This window comes from Planococcus wigleyi (assembly GCF_014836985.1).
GTDB classification, from domain to species: Bacteria; Bacillota; Bacilli; order Bacillales_A; family Planococcaceae; genus Planococcus; species Planococcus notacanthi.
In genome coordinates this window covers 420684-444279 of sequence record NZ_JACSPU010000003.1, presented here as the reverse complement: position 1 = coordinate 444279, position 23596 = coordinate 420684, and the positions used below count along the sequence as shown (strand labels likewise).

Annotated in this window: 24 protein-coding genes and 1 other annotated feature; of the genes, 2 read left to right on the top strand and 22 right to left on the bottom strand. The window is 46.3% G+C overall.

Going from position 1 to position 23596, the window contains the following annotated elements:
* Nucleotides 1–58: 58 nt before the first annotated feature.
* Nucleotides 59–294, bottom strand: a binding site (T-box leader).
* Nucleotides 295–538: 244 nt separating this feature from the next.
* From H9630_RS10895 to H9630_RS10830, 15 genes are all read right to left on the bottom strand, one after another.
* Complete coding sequence (locus tag H9630_RS10895) at nucleotides 539–2155, bottom strand: long-chain fatty acid--CoA ligase (protein WP_191715510.1); 1617 nt, start codon at nucleotides 2153–2155, stop codon at nucleotides 539–541.
* On the bottom strand, nucleotides 2152–3135 hold the full coding sequence (locus H9630_RS10890; protein WP_191715509.1) for a CaiB/BaiF CoA transferase family protein: 984 nt from the start codon (nucleotides 3133–3135) through the stop codon (nucleotides 2152–2154). The genes H9630_RS10895 and H9630_RS10890 overlap by 4 nt, the downstream gene beginning before the upstream one ends.
* The gene (locus tag H9630_RS10885) at nucleotides 3136–4284 is read right to left on the bottom strand and encodes an acyl-CoA dehydrogenase family protein (RefSeq protein ID WP_191715508.1); all 1149 of its coding nucleotides are present in this window, start codon (nucleotides 4282–4284) and stop codon (nucleotides 3136–3138) included.
* A 13-nt stretch (nucleotides 4285–4297) separates the two neighbouring features.
* A complete protein-coding gene (locus H9630_RS10880) occupies nucleotides 4298–5068 on the bottom strand; it encodes a 3-hydroxyacyl-CoA dehydrogenase (RefSeq protein WP_191715507.1) in 771 nt (256 codons plus the stop codon).
* Between the two features lie 27 nt (nucleotides 5069–5095).
* Nucleotides 5096–6244 (bottom strand): thiolase family protein, encoded by a 1149-nt coding sequence (locus H9630_RS10875; protein WP_191715506.1) that lies wholly within the window; start codon nucleotides 6242–6244, stop codon nucleotides 5096–5098.
* Nucleotides 6245–6461: 217 nt separating this feature from the next.
* Nucleotides 6462–7367 (bottom strand): ABC transporter substrate-binding protein, encoded by a 906-nt coding sequence (locus H9630_RS10870; protein WP_191715505.1) that lies wholly within the window; start codon nucleotides 7365–7367, stop codon nucleotides 6462–6464.
* A gap of 166 nt (nucleotides 7368–7533) precedes the next feature.
* Nucleotides 7534–8439, bottom strand: coding sequence for a glycine betaine ABC transporter substrate-binding protein (locus H9630_RS10865; protein ID WP_191715504.1), 906 nt, complete (start codon nucleotides 8437–8439; stop codon nucleotides 7534–7536).
* A gap of 13 nt (nucleotides 8440–8452) precedes the next feature.
* Nucleotides 8453–9091: an ABC transporter permease gene (locus H9630_RS10860; RefSeq protein ID WP_191715503.1), complete on the bottom strand. Its 639-nt coding sequence runs from the start codon at nucleotides 9089–9091 to the stop codon at nucleotides 8453–8455.
* The gene (locus tag H9630_RS10855) at nucleotides 9088–10056 is read right to left on the bottom strand and encodes an ABC transporter ATP-binding protein (RefSeq protein ID WP_191715502.1); all 969 of its coding nucleotides are present in this window, start codon (nucleotides 10054–10056) and stop codon (nucleotides 9088–9090) included. The genes H9630_RS10860 and H9630_RS10855 overlap by 4 nt, the downstream gene beginning before the upstream one ends.
* A gap of 86 nt (nucleotides 10057–10142) precedes the next feature.
* Nucleotides 10143–10988, bottom strand: coding sequence for a GNAT family N-acetyltransferase (locus tag H9630_RS10850; protein WP_191715501.1), 846 nt, complete (start codon nucleotides 10986–10988; stop codon nucleotides 10143–10145).
* Entirely contained in the window at nucleotides 10979–11209 is a 231-nt protein-coding gene (locus tag H9630_RS18815) for a hypothetical protein (protein WP_225218491.1), read from the bottom strand. Before H9630_RS18815 ends, H9630_RS10850 begins: the two co-directional genes overlap by 10 nt.
* Nucleotides 11175–12392 carry an MFS transporter gene (locus H9630_RS10845; RefSeq protein WP_191715500.1) on the bottom strand — a complete coding sequence of 406 codons (1218 nt, stop codon included), beginning with the start codon at nucleotides 12390–12392 and terminating at the stop codon, nucleotides 11175–11177. Before H9630_RS10845 ends, H9630_RS18815 begins: the two co-directional genes overlap by 35 nt.
* Nucleotides 12393–12612: 220 nt before the next feature.
* Entirely contained in the window at nucleotides 12613–13563 is a 951-nt protein-coding gene (locus H9630_RS10840; RefSeq protein ID WP_191715499.1) for a DUF4003 family protein, read from the bottom strand.
* Nucleotides 13564–13616: 53 nt separating this feature from the next.
* The gene (zupT, locus tag H9630_RS10835; protein WP_191715498.1) at nucleotides 13617–14426 is read right to left on the bottom strand and encodes a zinc transporter ZupT; all 810 of its coding nucleotides are present in this window, start codon (nucleotides 14424–14426) and stop codon (nucleotides 13617–13619) included.
* A 100-nt stretch (nucleotides 14427–14526) separates the two neighbouring features.
* Nucleotides 14527–15171, bottom strand: a complete 645-nt coding sequence (locus H9630_RS10830; protein WP_191715497.1) for a uracil-DNA glycosylase — start codon at nucleotides 15169–15171, stop codon at nucleotides 14527–14529.
* Between the two features lie 116 nt (nucleotides 15172–15287).
* On the opposite strand from H9630_RS10830, the gene H9630_RS10825 reads away from it, so the two are divergent.
* Nucleotides 15288–15629: a P-II family nitrogen regulator gene (locus H9630_RS10825; protein ID WP_142827327.1), complete on the top strand. Its 342-nt coding sequence runs from the start codon at nucleotides 15288–15290 to the stop codon at nucleotides 15627–15629.
* A gap of 12 nt (nucleotides 15630–15641) precedes the next feature.
* Nucleotides 15642–16931: an ammonium transporter gene (locus H9630_RS10820; protein WP_191715496.1), complete on the top strand. Its 1290-nt coding sequence runs from the start codon at nucleotides 15642–15644 to the stop codon at nucleotides 16929–16931.
* 27 nt (nucleotides 16932–16958) lie between these two features.
* On the opposite strand, the gene H9630_RS10815 is transcribed toward H9630_RS10820, so the two are convergent.
* The 7 genes from H9630_RS10815 to H9630_RS10785 form a co-directional block, all read right to left on the bottom strand.
* Nucleotides 16959–17642 (bottom strand): phosphatase PAP2 family protein, encoded by a 684-nt coding sequence (locus H9630_RS10815; protein WP_191715495.1) that lies wholly within the window; start codon nucleotides 17640–17642, stop codon nucleotides 16959–16961.
* Nucleotides 17643–17683: 41 nt separating this feature from the next.
* Nucleotides 17684–18358 (bottom strand): ABC transporter ATP-binding protein, encoded by a 675-nt coding sequence (locus H9630_RS10810; RefSeq protein WP_191715494.1) that lies wholly within the window; start codon nucleotides 18356–18358, stop codon nucleotides 17684–17686.
* Nucleotides 18359–18361: 3 nt separating this feature from the next.
* Nucleotides 18362–19426, bottom strand: coding sequence for an ABC transporter permease (locus H9630_RS10805; protein ID WP_191715493.1), 1065 nt, complete (start codon nucleotides 19424–19426; stop codon nucleotides 18362–18364).
* Nucleotides 19427–19603: 177 nt separating this feature from the next.
* A complete protein-coding gene (locus H9630_RS10800) occupies nucleotides 19604–20563 on the bottom strand; it encodes a siderophore ABC transporter substrate-binding protein (protein WP_191715492.1) in 960 nt (319 codons plus the stop codon).
* Nucleotides 20564–20585: 22 nt separating this feature from the next.
* The gene (locus H9630_RS10795; protein WP_191715491.1) at nucleotides 20586–21347 is read right to left on the bottom strand and encodes an iron ABC transporter ATP-binding protein; all 762 of its coding nucleotides are present in this window, start codon (nucleotides 21345–21347) and stop codon (nucleotides 20586–20588) included.
* Nucleotides 21344–22294, bottom strand: coding sequence for an iron chelate uptake ABC transporter family permease subunit (locus H9630_RS10790; RefSeq protein ID WP_191715490.1), 951 nt, complete (start codon nucleotides 22292–22294; stop codon nucleotides 21344–21346). Before H9630_RS10790 ends, H9630_RS10795 begins: the two co-directional genes overlap by 4 nt.
* Nucleotides 22287–23237, bottom strand: a complete 951-nt coding sequence (locus H9630_RS10785; RefSeq protein WP_191715489.1) for an ABC transporter permease — start codon at nucleotides 23235–23237, stop codon at nucleotides 22287–22289. The genes H9630_RS10790 and H9630_RS10785 overlap by 8 nt, the downstream gene beginning before the upstream one ends.
* Between the last annotated feature and the right edge of the window lie 359 nt (nucleotides 23238–23596).

The following is a 23596-nucleotide window of genomic DNA, read 5'->3' as shown; positions in this document are numbered from 1 at the left end:
ATCTCTCCTCGTCTCGTTTTTAAATGCAAAAATCCCCGCAATCAGATAGCTATCTGATTGCGGGGACGGGTTGAAACCGCGGTACCACCACGCATTAATGCAAGAAATTTCTGCACTCACTTAAACAGGCTCTTCGCCTTTCCCTTTAACGCAGGGCTTACGTCTCCCTTACTCGCTTCCGCTTTCAGGCCAGCTCTCCTAAGTCCATTCGCGCAGATCACCCAATCAGCTCCCACCAGCCGCTGACTCTCTAAATGGATTTCCCTGCCTACTCGTCTCAATCCTCGATTTATACACTCTTCTATTCTCGTCTTCTCTGGGCTCTTCTCTCAAAAGGACTTGCTTCTCGTACAACAAGTTGACCCTTATGTTAAAAGGTTTTGTATATTCTGTCAAGTAAAAGAAATGCGTAGGCAGCCATACCACTTTAACCGATACAAGAAAGACCAGCAAAGTAGTTCTATTTTCCATCAAAACGGATAAAAAAAAGCGCAGGTGCCCAAAGTTTTCCGGGCACTTGCGCTCAAATCAATAAAAATTACTGGTAATAGCCGTTCAATTCTTTTCTTAAAGCCGCTTTGAGGAATTTTCCGACTGATGTTTTCGGCACTTCCTTCAAGAAAACCACATCGTCCGGTACCCACCATTTGGCAAATTGCCTCTCCAGATAGGCCAGCAATTCCGATTTCGTCGCTTCGTCTTCCGCGTAGCCTTCTTTCAGCACCACACAAGCAAGTGGGCGTTCCATCCATTTCTCATGAGGAACGGCGACCACAGCTGCTTCAAAGACTGCTTCATGGGTCATCAAAGAATTTTCCAAATCGACAGAGGAAATCCATTCCCCTCCGCTCTTGATCAGGTCTTTCGTGCGGTCTGTCAGCTTGATGTAGCCATCCGGCTCGATCACAGCAATGTCGCCTGTATAAAGCCAACCATCCTTGAACGCATCAGCGGTCCGTTCGTCTTTGTAGTATTCATCGGCGATCCAGGCACCTTTGACATTCAGCTCACCCATCGTTTCACCGTCCCACCGAGCCTCGCCATTTTCGTTGACGATCCGTACTTCCAGCCCCGGCATCGGCAAGCCGGCCATGGAGCGGCGTTCGATGCGCTCATCCATCGTCAGATCAGCCATAGCGGAAGTGGTGATGGCCAGACTGACAAGCGGCGAAGTTTCCGTCATGCCATATCCTGTTACAAACGGAACATGGTATTTTTCTTCAAACGCCCGGATCAACCCTTTAGGCGAAGCTGATCCCCCGCAAATGATCATCCGCAACGTGTCAATATTTCGCGGATTGGCTTCCAATTCCTTTAAGACACCCATCCAGATAGTTGGAACGCCGGCAGTCAACGTAACTTTTTCCGATTCAATCAAATCCAGCAGCATCCCTGGAGCAAATCCAGGCCCCGGCAATACTTGCGTCGTCCCGAACAAAACACAAGCAAACGGCAAGCCCCATGCATTGGCATGGAACATCGGCACAATCGATAAGGCAATGTCACGTTCTGACAAGCCCATAGCATCATTCATACCCAACGCATAGCTGTGGAGCACCAATCCTCTATGCGTATAGACCACGCCTTTTGGATTGCCGGTCGTTGCCGACGTGTAGCACATGCCAGCGGGTGTATTTTCATCCAGATCTTCCGGGAATTCAAAGCTGCCGTCTTCAGCAGCCAACAACTCTTCATAGGAATAGACGTTTTCAAGTGCCGTTTCCGGCAAATCGTTGCCATCTTTCATGACGACAAAATGTTTAACTGTTTTCAACATCGGCGCCAATTTTTCAATCAATGGAAATAAATCATGGTCAACCAGCAGAATTTCATCTTCCGCATGGTTGATGACATAGGCGATGTGTTCCGGAGACAAGCGAATATTGATCATGTGCAGAATCGCGCCGGCACCCGGCACGCCAAAATACAATTCCAAGTGACGATGATGGTTCCAGGCAAAACTTCCAACTTTCGTGCCCCGCTCCATCCCCATTTTCGTTAGAGCAGCAGCCAATTTTCGAGTCCGCACAGCAAACTCCTTATAAGGAATGCGATGGACCTTGTTTTCTCCAGTCCGTGAAATGATCAGTTTTTCCGGAAAGTAACGCTCTGCTCTTTTTACGAAAGCTGATAATAATAATGGCGAATCCATCATGTCACATCCGACTCCTTTTTCGCTCTATTTTTTTCGATGAAAAACGGGTGCTCATGCCGTTCATGCGCTTTTAATACAGGCGCCAGGCAGGCATCCACCTGCAAGGATATTTGGTACCATTCCAGCCAGTCTTTCGATTTGAAAAACTCCGTTATTTCTCGGTGTTCGGGGCTATCCAGTGGTTTCTCTGCCCACTCAAGCCATTCTGGCCGTTGGGCAAACTCACAGAACGCCCGCCAGAATTTGTCTTCCAGCGCGCCTAACGTCATATAACGGCTATCCTTTGTTTCATAAATAGCATAGCTGACACGTGCGCCGCCGATTTCAGGTACTCCTTTTTCTGAAATGCCCGCTTCATGGTAGACATCATGGTTGCCAAGAAATTCCGCCATTACTTCTACAAGGGCGATATCCAAATACTGTCCCTCGCCGGTCCTGAATTTCTTCAACAATGCCGCAATCAGCTGTTCAGACGCCAATAGGCCTCCAGTAAAATCAGCAAAAGTATTGGTCGGATGGACCGGTTTTCCGGAAGCATCCGCCAATTGATCCAAGGCACCGGATAAAGCCATATAGTTCAGATCATGGCTGCCAAGGCTTGCCATTTCACCGGTTTGCCCGTACCCCGATAAAGAGCAATAAACCAAATCCGGTTTAACCGCTTTCAAACTGTCATAATCCAAGCCTAATTTTTTCATGACGCCCGGCCGGAATGTTTCAATGAGCGCGTCCGCACTTTTCACCAAATCCAACATCTCTAAACGCCCTTCAGGTGATTTCAAGTCGATATGGACAATTTTCTTCCCCCGGTTATTGGCCCGATGGACATGGCCGCCGCTCATATAGCGAGCAGGGTCACCGGCAGGCGGCTCCACTTTGATGACTTCCGCTCCCAATTCAGCGAGCCGCATGCCGGCATACGGTCCCGGAACATAATAAGTGACATCCAGTACGCGAACGCCTTTCAACGCATCCTTCATTTAGAGCCCCATCCGTTTGGCGATGATGGTTTTCATGATTTCATTGGAACCCGCATAAATCGCGGCTACCGGAATGTCACGGTAGCGCCGGGCAATTTTGTATTCTTCCATATATCCATATCCCCCATGCAATTGCATGCATTCTCCGGAAATCCTTTTCGCCGTATCGGTCAGCCAAAATTTCGCCATCGATACTTTGGAGACGATGTCTTTGCCAGCCATATGGTCTTCAATGAGCGACTCCAAAAACGAATGGCCCAATTCGATTTCCGTCGCCATTTCCACCAACTTGAATTGGGAATTCTGGAACGAGCCGATCGGTTTGCCAAAGGCTTTTCTTGATTTCACGTAATCCAAGGTCATTTCCAGCATATCTTCTGAAGCCACTTGAGCTGCCATGGCAACCACCAGGCGTTCTTGCTGCAGTTTTTCCATCAGGTAAGTAAAGCCTTTGTTTTCTTCGCCGATCAAATTTGCTGCAGGAACTATGCAGTCTTCAAAGTACAGCTCGGATGTATCCTGTGCATGGAGGCCGACCTTGTCGAGCTTGCGCCCTTTTGTAAAGCCTGGCGTTCCTTCTTCCACCATCAGCAACGAAATTCCGCGATGCTTCGGTTCTGCTTTTGGATCGGTTTTCACCACCACTAAAACCAACGTCGAATTGATGCCGTTGGTGATGAAGGTCTTCTGGCCATTGACTATGTAATTGTCGCCATCCCGAACGGCAGTGGTTGATATATTAGCCAGGTCAGATCCAGCTCCCGGCTCTGTCATGGCAATCGCTGTAATGTGATCGCCAGAAACACAGCCTGGCAGCCAGCGCTGTTTCTGTTCTTCGTTTCCATAGGCTTCAATGTAAGGAACCGTAATGTCATTATGGAGCCCAACACCTGTCAAACTGGCGCCCACCCGCTCCATTTCTTCTCCAATTACGACCGCATAACGAAAATCCAGGCCAAGCCCGCCGTATTGCTCTTCTACTTGAGGACTTAAAAAGCCCATTTCTCCAAGCTTTTTCCAAAATGATTTCGGAATGAGGCGATCTTTTTCCCATTGATCGTAATTTGGAATTGCCTCTTTCTCCAAAAACTTCCGCAACGACTTGCGGAACATGACGTGCTCTTCTTCTTCAAAACGGTATTTCCCCATTTTTTCGTCCCCCTTATTTCGGTTGCATGCGGATTGCTCCGTCAAGCCGGATCGTTTCGCCATTCAGCATCGGATTTGCTGCAATGCTTTCGACCAATTGTGCATATTCAGCAGGTTTTCCGAGGCGTGCCGGAAATGGCACTGCTGCAGACAAGGAAGCAATGGCTGCATCCGGCAGCCCTTCCACCATCGGCGTCTCCATCAGCCCAGGCGCAATCGCCATGACACGGATGCCGTCTCTCGCCAGTTCTCTCGCTATCGGCAACGTCATCGATACGACCCCACCCTTTGAAGCGCTATAGGCCGCTTGGCCAATCTGCCCTTCATAGGCTGCAACGGAGGCGGTTGAAATGATGACTCCGCGCTCGCCTTCCTCGTTCGGTTCGTTCTTCTGCATAGCTGCCGCAGCAATACGGATTACATTAAAACTGCCGATCAAATTCACTTTGATGACTTTTTCAAATTGATCCAGCGCGATCGGCGTTCCTTTGGATAACACTTTTCCAGGAGTTCCTATCCCTGCACAGTTGACAATCAAATTGATCGCCCCGAATTGCTCAACCGCTGCATTGATGTTGCTTTCAACCTGTCCAACGTCTGTCACATCCGTCTCCATGTAAACAACCGATTCTTCGCCCAATTCTTCAATCAACTTATGTGCACGTTCTGCGTTCAAATCAAATATAGCTGCTTTGCCGCCAATTTCTGCAATGCGGCGCACCGTCGCTTCTCCAAGCCCGGAAGCTCCGCCTGTCACCACTGCCTTAACCTGTGAAAATTCCATTGTCTTCCCCCTCAACATTCAATTGATTTATAGTTTTTCAATAATCGTCGCATTGGCCATGCCCATTCCTTCACAAATAGCCAGCAAGCCGTAGCGCCCTTCTGCCCGTTCCAACTCATGCAGCAGCGATACCAATAGTTTGGTGCCTGTCGCGCCTAGTGGATGGCCAAGAGCAATTGCTCCTCCGTTGACATTCAACTTTTCAGGATCTCCTCCGATATCGTGCAGCCAAGCAAGCGGCACCGGCGCAAATGCTTCATTGACTTCATAGCGGTCCATATCGCCGATTTCCAGTCCTGCTTTTTCAAGGACTTTCTTTGTCGCAGCTATCGGCCCTGTCAGCATTAATGTCGGGTCAGAACCCACCACTACACGCGCGAGAATCCGCGCTTTCGGCTTCAAGCCCAATTCTTTTGCTTTCTCAGCCGACATCAATAAAACGGCTGAAGCGCCGTCACTCATTTGGCTGGCATTGCCTGCTGTAATTACTCCATTTTCATCAAAGGCCGTTTTTAACCCGGCCAATACTTCCTGCGTTGTGCCTGGACGCGGCCCTTCATCCACCGCCACTGTCCGGCTTTCACCTTCCGGCCCTTGCGTTTCAATCGGCACAATTTCACGTTCGTAATGCCCGGCCTGAATGGCTTGTTGCGCACGTTCATGGCTCTGTACCGCGAAGGCATCCAACTGTTCGCGTGTGAATCTCCATTTTTCAGCAATCCGTTCAGCTGACAACCCCTGATTAATGATTTCGTATTGATTGGTCAGTTTTTCACTCAGCTTGGCGCCTTGCATATTGGAGAACATCGGAACGCGCGTCATGCTTTCTACACCGCCAGCGATGACAATGTCCATGTCTCCTGCTAAAATCGCCTGTGCCCCGAAATGGACAGCCTGCTGGCTAGATCCACATTGGCGGTCAATGGTGACACCCGGCACGTAATCTGGAAAACCAGCAATCAATGCTGCCGTACGGGCGATGTTCCCACCCTGTTCACCGGCCTGCGACACACAGCCCAAAATAACATCTTCTATGTCTTTTTTATCTACTCCTGCACGCGTCACCAGTTCATCCAGCACAATTGCTGCCAGTTCATCCGGACGTGTATTGGCAAATCCACCTTTTCTTCTTCCCACCGGAGAACGTACCCCTTCTATAATCACAACTTCTCTCACATGTCTCACCCCACCATTTTATTGGAATCGCTTTCATTTAGCTGAATTGAATGACTATTCACTCATTAAATTCATTGTACAAGAACCTATTCCCAAATGCTAGAAGAAATAAAGAAGTAATCCCCGTGACTGTCACTATCAGGCAGAGGCTGAACTAAAACAAAAAGATGCGTATTTCAAATAAAAAGATTCTGCAGCCGAAGCTGCAGAATCTCCCTCATTCGTCTATCAATCCTTTTTCAATCAGAAATTCACGCGCTACATCGCTTGCGATCGCCTGGTCTTGGTCAACCTTTGCATTCATGAGCAGCATATCTTCTTCACTGATTTGACCGGCAAGTTCATTCACCAAATCTTCAAGCTCAGGATACTCTTCTAAGGTTTCTTGCCGGACAATCGGTACAGCATCGTATTTTGGAAAAAATCCTAAATCATCTTCGGTGGTCTGCAAATCGAATAATTCGATTCGGCTGTCTGTCGTGAAGGCAGGGATGACGTCCACACTCCCTTCGGCAACCGCTTCGTACATAATAGAAGGATCAAAACTTTCAGTTCCAGAAAACTCCATTTTGTATGTGGATACTAAATCTTCATAGCCATCTCCTTCACGCTCATAAAAGGAATGGGGCCCACCAAAGCTTACAGGTTGCAATCGGGTTATTTCCGCCAGCTCCGAAAGTGTCTGTGCCGCAAAGCCGCTGTCTTTAGAAAAAGCCACTGTATAACTGTTTTCAAAGCCCAACGGTTCCAGCCAAGTCACCCCTAAAGTTTCCTCGTAGCCAGACCGCACACGCGCCAGCACTTCTTCTGAAGATTCCCCAATCACGGACTCTTCTTTTAAAACATCTTTTAGTCCAGTCCCCGTATACTCAACGTACATGTCAATATCTCCGTCTTCAATCGCCGGCGTCAAAATCGACACTTCCCCCAACCCTTCTTCGTAACTTACCGAATACTCCGAGTTGGCTTCAATGTATTGGCCCAAAATCTGCGGCAGAATATACTGTTCAGTCCACGGTTTGCCTCCAATGACGATGGGATCCGAATTTTCCGCCTGCCCTCCACACGCTGTAAGAAGAGCTGCACTTATCGCTGTTATACAAATGATCAGACCACTTCTCATTTTCCCCCTCCTTAGTTTTCAGAATTTACAATCTATTTTAAGTTAAAATAATTGTACAAGAAAACGGAATTAAATACTATAAAATCCTGACTCCTGCTCCCATAAAATAGAAAAAGGCGAAGGTGATAAGCTATTGATTCCGCTTTTCACACGCGCCTGTTGGTCCTTATTCTTCTATTAATCCTTTTTCAATCAGAAACTCACGCGCTACATCACTGGCTTGGTCTTGATCCACATCCACACGCGCGTTCATAGCCAGCATTTCTTCTTCACTGATTTGTCCAGCCAGTCCGCTTAGGACCTCTTCAAGTTCAGGATATTCCTCAAGCGTCTCCATTCTCACAACAGGAACTGCATCGTATTTCGGGAAAAACGACTGATCGTCTTCGGTCGTTTCGAGATCGAAGAGTCCGATGCGGCTATCTGTCGTAAAGGCAGGAATGACGTCTACTTCCCCACTATTAACGGCCTCGTACATAATCGCGGGATCAAAGCTTTCCGTTGCTGAAAATTCGAAAGGATAGGTTGCCACTAAGTCATCAAAGCCGTCTCCCTGGCGTTCGTAGAAAGGATGCGGTGCTCCGAAACGCATATTTTCCGATTTCGAAATCTCAGCCAGATCCGAGTAAGTTTCAGCATCGTAGCCTTTGTCTTTTGAGAACGCTAATGTATAACCATTTTCAAATCCAAGTGGCTCCAGCCAAGTCGCGTCCAGCGTTTCTTCATATCCTTTTCTGACGATTTCCAACACTTCTTCCGAAGATTGTCCAGGCACCGATTCTTCCTTCAGGACGTCCTTCATGCCGGTGCCTGTATACTCTACGTACATGTCGATGTCTCCCTGCTCCAATGCAGGCGTTAAAATCGCCACTTCACCAAGCCCGTCTTCATATTCCACTGTGTACTCGGAATTCGCTTCAATGTACTGCCCAAGGATATGAGGCAAAATATATTGCTCTGTCCACGGCTTTCCGCCGATCACTAGAGGATCCGATGTCCCTCCACCCGGACCGCAACCCGCAATGATGACAGTTGTTCCAGCCACTAAAATACCTAATGCCGCTTTTTTCATCCTCAATTTCCTCCTATGTCTTTAAGCCTTTTGGTGTTGCTCTTTTTTCAATCCATTTCAAAATCTGATCAAATCCAATGGCCAGCAACGCAACCGGCAGGGCACCCGCCAAGACCAGGGAATTATTATACGATTGCAGGCCGCGGTAGATGATATCTCCCAGACCTCCCGCTCCAACGAAGGTAGCAAGTGTCGCTATTCCGACAGTGAGTACAGTCGCAGTCCGGATTCCAGCCATGATGAACGGCAAAGCAAGAGGCAACTCAATCTGCCGCAAGATCTGTGTCCGCGTCATGCCCATTCCCCGCCCGGCTTCAATAGTAGAGCCGTCGACTCCCACAATTCCCGCATACGTATTGCGCAGAATCGGCAGCAAAGCGTAGATGATCAGCGCAATTAAAGCGGTAGGTGAGCCGATCCCTAAAATTGGCACTAAAAAACCGAACAAAGCAAGGCTTGGAATAGTCTGGAAAACGGCAGTTACCCCAATGATCGGTTCAGCATAGCGGCGGTAGCGCGTAATAATGATTCCCAGCGGCAAGGCAATTGCGATACCGATTGCCACCGCTACAAACGAAAGATAGATATGTTCCAGAAAAGCGCTGATGATCATATCTTGGCGGCTGACGAGAGTATCCAAAAAACTCTTCATACCGATACCCCCTGTTCTTTAAACAAAGCCGCTTTCAACAGATCACGATCGGTGGCATACGCAATAATTTGCTCGCCTTCAACAATCGCCAGGTAATTATGGCGGCTGTCGTCCAATTGAAGAAATGCTTTTTCAATGGTGGCATCCGCAGAAATCTTCTCGGCACCGCCACTCCATTCTGCAGTAAATAAGTCCAAAAACTCAAAAAGTCGTTTTTCACCGAATGCCCGCTTTTGATTGATACGTTCTACACCAATAAAGTTACGGACAAATTCGTTGGCCGGATCGTCCACCAATTGCTGAGGCGTCCCTATCTGTTCCACTTGGCCATCACGCATAACGATGATGGAATCGGCAATTTTCAACGCTTCGTCCATGTCATGGGTAACAAACACAATGGTCTTATTGATGGTCTGTTGAAGATTTCTGAGTTCGTCCTGCAATTGTTCCCGGCTGATGGGATCAAGCGCTGAAAACGGTTCATCCATCAGGACAATATTGGGGTCTCCCGCAAGTGCACGGATTACACCTACACGCTGTTGCTGCCCACCGCTCAATTCGAGCGGAAAGCGGTCCATGTAAGTTTCCGGATCAAGACCGACCAATTGCAGCAATTCCCGAACCCGCGCTTCTTTTTTGTCTTTAGGCCATTCCAGCAATTTCGGCACAAGAGATACGTTATCAGAAATCGTCATATGGGGAAACAAGCCGATTCGTTGAATAACATAGCCGATCGATCGCCGCAGCTGAACTTCATCCATTCCGTTAATTGGATTTTCATCAATATAAATAGTGCCGCCAGTCGGTTTTTCCAGCTTATTGATCATTTTCATCAGCGTAGTTTTGCCGCATCCACTGGGACCGATGATGGCAGTCAACTCATGAGTGGGAAGAACGAGTGAAATGTCTTTCAAGGCTTCCGTTCCATCCGGAAAACGCTTAGTGACGTTTTCAAATCGTATCATAGCCTCCGCTCCCTTCTGTTTCTTTCAGCCTAGGTTTTTTATACCCTCTTCACCTTTATTTTATTCCTTTAGCGGTCGGCATAAATTTATTGCTCTTCAAAAACAAGATGGACCGGATTGGCGATTTGTTCGTAGCCGATTTCCCTATAGATTTTATTGGCTGTTGTATTGGTGAGGTCGGTGTACAGAATTACAAAATCATATTCCATCAGCAATTCATCGGTGACTTCGGCTACCAGCGTCCGGGCATAGCCCTTGCCCCGATATTGCATTGGGGTAAATACAAAAGAGACAGTGATGCCATTTTTGGAAGGCCGCGATTTCTTCATACAGGAAACAGGCACCCCATCCACTTCCCATATATAAACTTCCTTTCTTTCCAGAAAGTCATCAATCTTATGTGCAGCCTCAGCTTGAGTGGAAATGCCGATCCCCGTTTCCTCTTCAAATAAGCGGTACCATCCCTCCAGGAGTTCCGCATACTCTTTACTCGCTATCCTCCATGTTCCTTCACTTTTCCGCAACCCTTTATTGACCGCGTCGATGCGATACAACCCCTGGTTCATCAGCACCTTTATTTGCTCATCATTTTTAGAGGTCCAGGCTTCAGCAAAAAGACGGCTCGTTTCCTGTTCACCTACAATCCCGTTGACTTCCACGCCCAGATTCTGCAGGTGATCGGCAACTTCTCGTTCAATGTCAGGCAGCGGCTGAAAGATCACCAACTGCAAAGCATGCGGGGGAGTCATCAAGCAAGCTGCCACAATCTCTCCCTGCTCTTCTCCAATGGCTAAAAAATAATCTTCATACCGCTCGGCTTCGATTTGCCCGAGTATCCCTAAAAACAAACTATGGATGTCTTCGTCCCGATATAACAAGGGAGCAACCCTTTCTGAAAAAGCAGCTGAATCCGAATAGATAATCAATTCCATTTTCCCACGTCCATTCTGTCGTAATTCCTCTTCTTAATGGTATTAGCTATATTCTGGTAAATTCCTGCTGACATCCATTTTTTCTTTGCCAAAGAAGTCTTCATTTTCCTTAAGGCAGTAGTTCCTTTGGCCGAAAAAAAAAGCAGTGCTCCCGAAACTAAATCGAGAGCGCCGCCTATCACTTTTTTATTCCAATTCCAATTGCTTTGTTTCGGTTCCAAGAAACGCAACCGCCAGTGCTCCAATCAAAATAGACACACAGAAAATCGCAAAAATCACATTCACGCCAATACCGGCTGTCAGCATCGAGCCTACTAGAAGTGGTCCAAGAACACCTCCTATACGCCCGAAAGATGCAGCCATCCCCGTTCCGGTCCCACGGATAACCGTTGGGTATTGCTCCGGCGAATAGGCATACAGCGCGCCCCAAGCACCCAGGTTGAAGAAAGACAAAAATGCTCCAGCCACAATCAATAAAGCAATTGTATCCGCATTGCCGAACGCCAGAGCGCTTGCAGCTGTTCCGATCAGGTAACTGACCAGCACAAACTTCCGGCCCATGCGTTCGATCAGCCAGGCCGCTGAGAAATAGCCAGGCAACTGCGCCAGTGTCATGATCAATACATACTGAAAGCTTTGGATCAGCGTAAATCCTTTGAGTACCATCACGCTCGGAAGCCATAGGAACATTCCATAATACGAAAAGACGACTGTGAACCAGACAATCCACAACATCAAAGTAGGCCGTCTGTATTTTTTGGACCAGACATCTTTGATATTAGTAGAGACGGATCGCAAAACGTTCTTTTTAGCAGAAAACTGCGGTGAATCCGGCAAGTTGATACGCAAATAAAGCGCATAGAGCGCCGGCAATGCCGTCAGCAACAGCGCAATCCGCCAGCCGAACGACGGAATGATGAAGTACGAAATAATTGCTGCAACCAGCCAGCCTGCTGCCCAAAAACTCTCGAGCAAGACCACTACGCGTCCGCGCTCTCTCGCTGGTACACTTTCGGAAACCAGAGTGGATGCCACCGGCAATTCTCCGCCCAACCCCATCCCGACAAAAAACCGCAAAATCATAAACGCCGCTAATGTGGTGGTAAAGGCAGAAAGTCCGCTAGCTATAGAAAACAACAGCAAGGTGATGATGAATATCTTCTTCCTGCCCACCCGGTCTGCGTAAATCCCGAAAACAAAAGCACCTACTGCCATCCCGATGGAGTTGACGCTGCCGATCCAGCCCATCTGACTCGAAGTCAAACCCCAGTCTTCATGCAACGCCGCAATAACAAAGGAAAGGATTCCAACATCCATGGCATCAAAAAGCCAACCCAGTCCTGCGACCCACAATAATTTGTTTCTTGAAATTGTACTTGGTTTTTGCCCAACTAAAACTGACATCTTCATTCTCCTTGTCATGACACGTGTAAACTACTGTCTTTACACCACTATACGCCGTAGGAGAATCAGTGACAACCCTCTACCGAAAAGTCTGTTTTTTCAATTAATTTAAAGTAAATTCATTTAAGCAAAATAATATTCTTCCAAGTGCTTCTTGCTGAACCATCTCTGTCAGCTGCCCTTTGCACAAAGCCACTGCGGTTCGAACATTGCCCTATGATCACGAACCTGAGGAACTATTGGTCGAAGAGATGACTGCCGCATTGATGCTGACCATCATGGCAGCCTGTTGGGCCTGCATCAAGGTTTCCAGTGACGTAGAGAAGGTCATTGCCGAAATTTCCTGCGCGTCAATCGTATCATTCAGCGCCTGCTGCACAGCAGTTGAAAACGCCACATCTTTATACCAACGGAAAATTTTATTTCCCTCTAATTCACGAGTATTTTCTACAATCCCCCGGAGCGCTTTCCCATCTGCTCGCATGACCGCCAAAAAACCGAGAACGGGATACTGCGCCGCACGAATTTTGATTTTCTCTTCTTTAAAAAATTGGTGGATCGCCAAAACCCTGCCGACCATTTCCGGATCATAAACAGGCGAATCGAACGTCATGATCTGGGATAGCCACTGAAGGTCATTCCCCATATTGAAGCCCTGCTCACGCAAATCACGGTAGTATATATTCATCGTTTCAGCTCTCTCTTCAAGCGACCCTTCCCTGCTCCCCAATAAAACGGCATAAGGAATATCTTCATTGGAGGTCAGGAATTTATGGTGTTTTTTCATCTCTTCGTATAATTTTCTTGCCCGGTCCGCTTCTTCCGGTTTCTTCATCAGCAGGGCCGCCAAATACGTATAGGATGTTTTCCAGAAGCCCGCGTTATTCAACTCTCCCTGATTTTGGTTGATCAACTTCAGCGAACTTTCCACGTCCTCTTCTTTCGCCGCCATGAAAGCTGCGGCTACATGGAGCAGATGAGAGCGCAACGGCGACGTCCACCCTTCATTCTTTTTGATTACTCCAACAATAGCTTCATGAACTTCGGCATCGAAGGCTTTGCCACGTGATAAGTATATATTCGTTACGGCTAAGGCAATCCGTTTATCCACTGCCCAACCCAATGTTTTCGACACCTCTGAAAAAGTTTCTTCAATGTGTTTGATATCCATAGAAAAAGCCTCCTTTTCTCTTTACTACGAGAACAGGAGGCAAAAAGTTTCATTTAAACGATGAGTACCAGGCTGACAGCCATGACTGCCATTCCCGCTACCAACCCATAAATGGACAGGTGTGCTTCGTCGTATCGTTTAGCGGCTGGCAATAATTCATCCAGCGAAATAAAGACCATGATGCCCGCCACACCGGCAAATATTATCCCGAATAACGTGTCACTAAGAAACGGCATCAAGAACAACCAGGCCGCAATCGCTCCTACCGGCTCTGAAATGCCTGAAAGAAAACTGTACTGAAATGCTTTTTTCCGGCTTCCAGTCGCATAATAAATCGGCACCGAAACTGCAATTCCTTCTGGAATGTTGTGGATAGCTACCGCAATGGCAATCGCCACCCCAAGAGCCGGATCTTGTATAGCTGACATAAATGTGGCGATTCCTTCAGGGAAGTTGTGGATTCCGATAGCCAACGCTGTAAAAATACCCATTTTACGCAATCTGGCGTATTCGTCATTGGTCGGCCCGTCATCCATATCCTCCACGGTTTTAACTTCATGCGGATTCCCCAATTGAGGAAGGATGCGATCCAGCCCTGCCATAAAGATCATTCCGCCAAAAAAGCCTGCAAGCGTCAACCAATAACCCATCGTCTCACCGTGGGCACCCGTCAAAGAATCTTTTGCTTTGAAGAAAATTTCAATCATAGAAACGTAAATCATGACTCCGGCTGAAAAACCAAGAGAAATTGATAAAAACTTCGTATTTGTACGGGATGCAAAAAATGCGATTAAACTGCCAATCCCTGTGGCGAGTCCAGCAAAAAGAGTCAATCCTAACGCAAATAAGACTGCACTATCCATAGACATGCCTTCTTTCCAATTCAAGTGAATAACGTTATTGTACGGCAAAAGTTTCCTTTGCGCAACATTTTTCAACTAAGAAAGATTTCCCATTATTCATTTATCTTATCTCTCCAAGAAGATCCTTTAATCTCCGCCAATCATCATCTTTAAGTGCTCTAACAGACGGATTATAAAAGACACTGGCAGGATGGAATGTAGGGAAAATATGATAAACTTCAGCAGTTTCTTTAAAGCTGCCTTCTTCCTCATTCCACCGCAAAATTGGCGTTTCCATGAGGACGCCGTGCAGTTCCGTTACTTTCGCTTGCGGTCCGATCAGGCGCTGCAGCCCAATATTTCCCAGGGTCACGATCAGCGGTGGGCCGACATCCCGAATTTCCGCATCTAATATGGGTGCATGCGCGATAATTTCCTTTTTCGTCGGAGCACGGTTGTATTTTCTTTCGATTATTTCTCCATTTCGCTTCTTTTTTGCCCCCCATTTATACGGCCGGCTGCGGACCGCGCTTGTTATGTAGACGTCTTCCCTCGACAAGCCAACACTTTGCAGGGAAGCCATCAACTCTTTTCCCGCTCTGCCGGTAAACGGGATGCCTGTTTCCAATTCATTTTCTCCTGGCGCCTCGCCTACAAGCATAAGAGCAGGATTTGTGGGTCCGCTTCCCCAAACGAAGCCTTCTACCGGGTATCCTTCAATTCTTCGTTTCCCCAAAGCAGCTATTTCTTCAGATATTCTATACATTCCTTTTCACCTCTGTTTTTAATGTAAGGTTACCTAACATTTAAATAAAAAACTCTTGCGTTTTCAGAAAATATAAATTATGATGTTAACAAACCTAACATCAAGGAGGAGAAGACATGAAAAAAATCGAGACAATCATTCGGCCATCCGTTTTTGCAGACGTTCGCCAGGCTTTGGCACTTGAAGGAATAGACGGTTTGAGTGTAACGGAAATCGCCGGAATCGGAAAGCAAGAAGGCCGTGTCGGGTTATTCCGAGGCAACGCCTACACCATGGAATTTTCCCCGAAATTGAAATTGGAAATGGTAGTGGACGATGACAAAGTCGAGGATATTATTCAGGCGCTGTTGGAATATGCTTCAACCGGCCAAGTCGGGGATGGCAAGATTTTCATACTCCCAGTCGAAGAAGCCATACGCATCCGAACAAAAGAACGCGGCATAGTCGCAATTGGATAAGGAGGAGATTGGATGGAAGCAGTTCAAAGTTCAGTAGATATGTTATGGGTGATGCTCGGGGCTATGTTGGTATTTTTCATGCATGCAGGATTTGCCATGGTGGAATCAGGGTTTACACGATCTAAAAACACATTGAACATTCTTATGAAAAATATGATTACTGTCTCACTTGGGTCCATTCTTTATTTTATCGTCGGATATGCTCTTATGTTCGGTCCCTCGTCTTTAGGATTAATCGGCACACAAGGATTCGCCTTATCAGGCGTTGAAGATATCGGATTCTTTGTCTTCCAAGCTGTTTTCGCCGCCACTTGTGCAACAATCATTTCCGGAGCTGTAGCAGAACGAATGAATTTATCTGCATACATCTTGTTGACCATCGCCATGACCGCTGTCATTTACCCGATTGTCGGCCATTGGGTGTGGGGAGGCGGCTGGCTGTCACAGATCGGCTTTATCGATTTCGCCGGATCCACAGTAGTCCACCTGACAGGAGCCGTAGCCGCATTTATCGCCGCTTGGAAAATCGGTCCACGCATCGGCAAATACAGCGGCAAGGCTATCAATACGATTCCTGGCCACAGTTTGCCGCTCGGCGCATTGGGAGTTTTCATCCTTTGGCTTGGCTGGTTCGGATTTAACGGAGGCAGCACCTTGGCAGCCGACCCCGCTCTAGTACCTCCAGTAATTGCCAATACCTTATTGGCAGCTTCTGCCGGAGTTATCGCTACAGCTGGATATACACGATTGCGTTATGGCCGTATCGATGCTTCCTTGACAATGAACGGCGCACTTGCCGGCCTTGTCGGCATCACCGCAGGCGCAGCAAACGTTTCTCTCGTCGGCGCTCTTGCTATCGGGTTGATAGCCGGGGTCGTCATGACCGAAGCGATTCGCTTGCTTGATTCCAAAATTCGTGTCGATGATCCGGTCGGAGCTATTTCCGTTCACGGTATTGCAGGTATCTGGGGGACGCTTGCAATCGGCTTATTTGATACTACCGGCGGTCTGCTTTACGGAGGCGGAGCTGAAATTCTCGGCATCCAGGCAGTCGGCGTGCTTGCTGTAATTGTATGGGCTTCAATTTCAACCACTCTTGTACTGTTTGCAATCGGCACCATTGTGCCGCTCAGAGTCACTGCCGAAGAAGAAGAAGTTGGACTCGATTTTTCAGAGCATGGCTCACAAGCTTATTCAATGCAGGACGTGCTGCAAGGTTCACCAACAGCAAGCAATGATTCATTCGCTCATCGTCTGAATCAACTCGGAGATGCACCGGTTCCACGCAAATCAATTTCTTGATCCAAACAAAAGAAGAGGAATTCCTGCTCAATCCAGGAATTCCTCTTCTTTTTGCGCCTTTGCCTTGTTGCGAAACTGTCGTTCTCGTATTTCATACCAGACCGCAACTCCAACAAACCACGCGTAACCTAGTAGTGAACCTGCAGCTACATCAGAGAAATAATGTTCTCCCCCCGCCACACGCGACAACGCAACAGTTACAGCCAATGCAACAGCCAATGCCCAGATAATCACCTTCGATTTTCTGGAAGTACTTGCCTCCGAGAGAAAGTACGCTACTGTAAAAAGATAGAGCAGCCCAACCATCGCATGATTAGATGGAAAACTAAAAGACTCCAGATCATGCGGCGACTCCGGGCGCGGGCGTTCAAACCATTCTTTCATCAATTGATTCAAGACGTTTCCGAGACCTACAGAAAAAAAGACAAACAACATTCCCCTGTAATTTTTCCGGAATACCCAAAGATAGACAAGCAGCAACAGGCTCACAGTAATGATCATCCATGGGTCACCGATAAAGGACATGCCATCGAGCAACACTCTGCCGTCCAGCAGCTCCGCCGCTGATTGATCGATTCGAATTACGGATTCATTCGAGTAATTTACAAGAATAGCAAAAAAACCGAGTAAGGCGGCTACTGCCAGCGGATAAAATAGACGCTTCATCGCATTCACCTCTTTCATCATTACCCATAGTTTACCATAAGCCATAAGAAAAGCCCGTCTGCCATATCGGCAAACGAACTCGACTGTCACGGCTGCTGCAGTTCCAGCACGCCATCGACCATTTTATAGACCTTGTCGCAATAGTCGATCAGACGGATGTCATGCGTCACTACAATCGTCGTGGTCTTTTTATTTTTCGTTTCTTCTTTCAATAATTCCATTACTTCATAAGCACGGTCAGAGTCAAGAGAGGCTGTCGGTTCATCCGCCAATATGATGGAGGGATTGCTATATAGCGCTTTGGCGATCGCCACCCGTTGGCGCTCTCCCCCCGAAAGGTCTGATGGATATTTGGCACGGAGGTCCCCAATACCCAGATCTTTGTATAGCTGTTCCAACTGTCCTTTGTTCAGATTGTCCTTTTTGACTTTATCCAAAAGCTTCAATTGCTTTTCCACTGTCAGAAAAGGCACCAAATTGGAAGCTTGAAGGATAAAGCCGATTTCCTTTAACCGGATTTTCGACAATTGCTTTTCATTTAATGTCGCGATGTTTGTATCGTTGATCAGTATATCCCCATCTGTCGGAGATAAGAGCCCTCCTGCAATCGTCAAAAATGTACTTTTTCCGGAACCCGAAGGCCCAATAACAGCAATCAATTCTCCCCGTTCCGCATGAAAGTTCGTTTCTTTTAATGCATCTACTTTTTTATGCCCTGTTCCAAATGACTTTTTTACTCGATTCAATTCTAATACTGCCATGATTTAACCTCCAATCGCTTTTAATGGATCAATTTTCACAATGGTTAACACCGAGAACACTGCACCTAGAATGGCTACCACAATCAGTACCAATCCGTATATCAGCATTGTTGGAATATCAAACCCTACAGGAACTGCACTCGGAAGAAAGGCGCCTGTCAAAAGCGTCAATCCAAGGCCAACCACTACACCGACCGCTGCGAGGATAGCTGTCTGCGCAATAACCGAACGAGCCAAGTAACCGCTTGGAATTCCCTGTGCTTTCATGACCCCAAACATACTGATTTTTTGCACCGTCAACACGTAAAGGAAAATCGCCACAATTACTGAGGAGATAGCAAACAGGAAGTAGATCATAAAGTTCAGCGTAAGGCTTTGCGCTGTATATCCAGGGAGACTTTCAATGAATGTCTCTGTCTCAATCACCGCGAGGTCCTCTTCATTTGTAACCCCTGAAATATCATCAGTCCGTACAGCAACTCCGCTGATTTGACTTTCACTTCCCGCCGCTTCACCAAACTTTACTTGTTCGAACGTATCCAAGTCCGTATAAAGAACAGGAGCCGCATTGAAACGTGCTTCGTCTGTGAATCCGACAATTTCCAACTTTTCCTCAGTTGAAGACAAGCTGATGGTATCTCCCAGTTTAAAGCCGTCATCTTTCAGTGCATCACCAGCTACCACCTGATTGGCACCGGTGAATTCCTTCCCTTCAGTTATTTCAGGCATAATGAATTCATCACTGTTGATGCCAAAAATAGAGACATTGGCTTTTTCGTCGCCAGTCTGCGCGATGGCATTCAATTGCCCAAGAACTGCTGTTTCATCTGCATCAATAGTATCGACTGCATCGCTGCCAAAAGAAGATTGAGTCAGACTCTGATCCGATTCTTCAGTCAAGACGATGGCATCAGCATCCCATTTATCCACGGCCTCCCTATTCAAGCTAGCCAGCCCACTTGCCAATCCGGATAAAAAGAATACCAGATAGGCAACGAGCATCAATACGCCAATAATCAATGTAAACCGCAGTTTATTCTTTATAATTTCGTTCCACGCTAAAAACATTTCGTCACTTCCATCTCTATAATGTATCTTACCCTTAATACCAGTCTATATTACTATATTACTTATATAAAACCTATACAAATATTATATACCCAATTTCATTTTTTTCAATCGATTAAGCTTATAAAATAAAAAAATCAGCGAGGGCACAACGCCCTCGCTGACTAAAGTCACTCTTTATTCAAATGCAGATTCAATATCTTTTACCATCTGAGAAACAGATTGCAGTCCGCCACCTGACAGGTACCAGAAATCCGGATCCAAGTAGATGATTTTATCGTTTTTGTAAGCATTTGTTTTTTGTACCAATTCATTTTCAAGAGAATCAGCAGCACTTGCTTCGTTTCCGACAGCAGCGTTGCGGTCAACTACGAACATCATGTCTGGGTTTGTTTCCAGAATGTATTCAAATGAAATGCTTTGGCCGTGAGTTGAAGCTTCGATGCCTTCATCCGCTTGTTTTACGCCGAATACATCATGGATGATACCGAAACGTGAAGCTGCGCCGTAAGCACTTACTTTGCCTTCGTTTGCAAGAGTAATTAACGCTTTTTCATCAGACTCACTTACCGTCGCTTTTACTTCTTCGATCTGTGCATCAATTGCTGCTAACTCTTCTGTTACTTGATCTTCTTTACCGAAGATTTCGCCAAGTGTGTTCATGTTTGATTTGAATGACTCCATGTATTTAGTAGTATCTACAGCCATGTGAATTGTCGGTGCAATGTCAGCGAACTCATTGTACATATCAGCCTGACGTCCAGAGATGATGATCAAGTCCGGTTCCATTGCATTAATCGCTTCAAAATCCGCCTCTTTTAACGTACCGACGTTTTCATATTTCTCAACATCTTCAAATTTTTCAAGGTATGCCGGCAAAGATTCCTGAGGAACTCCTGCAACAGCCTCAATGCCTAATTTGTCCATTGAATCAAGGACACCGTAATCAAATACGACAACTTTTTCTGGGTTCTTGTCAAAAGTTGTCTCCCCAAGTTCATGCTTAACTGTCATTTCTTCTGTTTCTTCTGCCTTAGCAGTTGCTGTATCAGATTCTGTCGATTCTTCAGTGGATCCACAAGCTGCAAGGAAAGCCACCATCATAAGGGTAAATGCGACCAATAACCATTTTTTCATATCTTTTCGAGCTCCTCTTTTTTTAAGAATTGAAGTATACGCAAATCCGGCAATTGTTCATCTGCTGAATCGGAATATCCATGTCATAGATTTCTTTTAATGCCGCACTTTGAATAATTTCTTCTGTTGTCCCATCTTTCACCACTCGACCATTTTTCAATGCCACGATGCGGTCGGAATAGACAGAAGCGAAGTTGATGTCGTGAAGGACGATGACCACAGTTTTGCCGAGCTCGTCAACCAAACGGCGCAAAATTTTCATGATTTGGACAGAGTGTTTCATATCCAAATTATTCAAAGGTTCATCCAATAGAATGTAATCGGTATCCTGTGCAATGACCATCGCGATAAACGCACGCTGGCGTTGCCCGCCTGAAAGTTCATCCAGGTATGAATTCTCCATTTCCTTCAAATCCATATAGTCGATTGACTGGTCCACCATTTTTTCATCTTCATCATTCAGACGGCCTTTTGAATAAGGAAAGCGCCCAAAGGAAACAAGCTCGCGAATCGTCAAACGGACATTCATGTAGTTAGACTGCTTTAAGATCGATACACGTTTGGAGAACTCATTGGATTTCAACTTTTTTGTATTGGTTGAATCAATGAGGACTTCCCCGGTATCCGCATCCAAAAGACGGCTGACCATGGAAAGCAGTGTGGATTTCCCAGCACCATTGGGCCCGATAAAGGACGTAATCTGACCGCGCTGGATATCAACAGAGACATTTTCCACAACTTGTTTTTTTCCGTATAGCTTTGTCAATTCACGAACTTGGATCATTTAGATCGACTCTCCTTTAATAGTAGGTAGATGAAGTAAATTCCACCGATGAAATTGATGATGACGCTCAATGTCGTATTGAAAGTGAAGATCCGCTCCACTACCCACTGGCCACCGACCAAGGCTACTACACTGATGACAATAGACCCTGTCAATAAAACCGAATGCTTATACGAAGTAAAGAATTGGTAGGAAAGGTTTGCAACAATCAAACCGAAAAACGTAATCGGTCCGACAAGCGCCGTGGCAATTGCGATTAAGACAGCCGACAGCACCAGCATTTGTTTTACCAGCGCGTCGTAATTTACACCGAGATTGATTGCTGTATCGCGTCCCAATGTCAGAACATCCAAGGAGGAATTTTGTTTCCAAGCGAAGGCAATGAGCAAAGTGATGATGACCAGTGAGGTCCACACCAAATCTGAATTGACATTATTGAAGCTGGCAAACATCCGGTCCTGGATGATCGAGAATTCGTTGGGATCGATCAGCACCTGCAGGAAGGTCGTAATACTGCCGAAAAACGTTCCGCAGATTATACCGACCAACAAGAGAAAGTAAACCGGCCGATCATTCTTTTTAAAGAGCAAGCGGTAGAACAACAAGGCGAAGATTACCATTACGGCAATCGACAGCAAGAAGTTCACTTGCTTATTGACGATTGTAATATGATCTGAACCGAGGAAAAAGATCAGCAAAGTCTGAAGCAGCATATAAAGTGAATCCAAGCCCATAATGCTTGGCGTCAGTATCCGGTTATGGGTGATGGTTTGGAAAACCACCGTTGCATAGGCAATGGCAACTCCCGTCAACACCATGGCGAATACTTTTACACCGCGTCTCGGCAATGCATAATCGAAACTTCCGTTCAAATCCTGAAACAGATAAACTCCACAAGCCGCTAAAGCCAAGCCGACGAGTATAAGCATCTTATGTAGGTCACGCATACGCTTTCCTCCTAAACAACAAGAAGAGGAAAATAAAGCTTCCGATAACGCCGACCATCAGGCTGATGGAAATCTCATACGGGTAAATCAGCACTCTTCCCAAGATATCGCACACCAGCAAGAAAATAGCTCCAAGCATCGCAGTATGCGGCAATGTTTTTTGTAGATGATCTCCTTTGAAGATCGAAACGATGTTCGGAATAATCAACCCTAGGAACGGGATAATTCCTACCGTCAACACAACTGTCGCTGTAATCAAAGCCACGAGCACCAATCCGATGTTGACAACGCTCCGGTATTTCATCCCCAAGTTTTTGGAGAAGTCTTCACCCATGCCGGCAACCGTAAATCGGTTTGCGTACAGATAGGCGATGATAAATACAGGAACACTGATGTAGAGAAGTTCATAACTCCCCTTCATAATCATCGAAAAATCACCTTGCAGCCAAGCGGACATGTTTTGGATAACGTCCGCGCGATAAGCGAAAAACGTTGTGATGGAAGACAGGATGTTCCCGAACATCAAACCGACAAGCGGAATGAATATAGCATCTTTAAACTTGATGCGGTTTAGAATTTGCATGAAAAGGAATGTACCGGCAAGCGCAAAAGCGAAAGCCACTGTCATTTTTTCGAGCATCGATGCGTTTGCGAACAAAAGCATCGAAACCAGAATCCCAAGCCGAGTGGCATCCAATGTACCTGCCGTCGTCGGAGACACAAATTTATTGCGGCTTAACTGCTGCATGATGAGTCCTGCCATACTCATTCCTGCACCTGCCAGCAAAATCGCAACCAGCCTTGGCAGACGGCTAATCAAGAATATTTCTGTCTCTTCCGATTGGAAGTCAAGCAAATCACTAACACTGATACTGCTTACTCCGACAAACAAGGAAACAATCGACAGTATGATCAATGTTGGTATTAAATAACGTTTCTTCATTACTGTCCCTCATCTGTCCTCAATAAAACATTATTGATTATTCGATAGTGATAATCATTATCACTGCCGTACAGATTTCAGTATAGCATGTTGAGAATTAGAGTCAATGATTAATTGAGAATTATTTTCATTTAGATGAGAATGATTCTAATTTGTCAAAAGTTCGTCAAACATTCAGAACACGAATAAGGCTTATGTAGGCAAACTCCCAATAAACAGCTAAGCCCACTATTTAAAATGCAAAAATCGCCCTTTCTGAATGATGTGCAAGGGTGCACCACCATTCAGAAAGAACGATTCTCGGCGTATAGGCCGGACTTTTCTTCCATATAGATAAAGCCGGGCAATAATTCCTATTG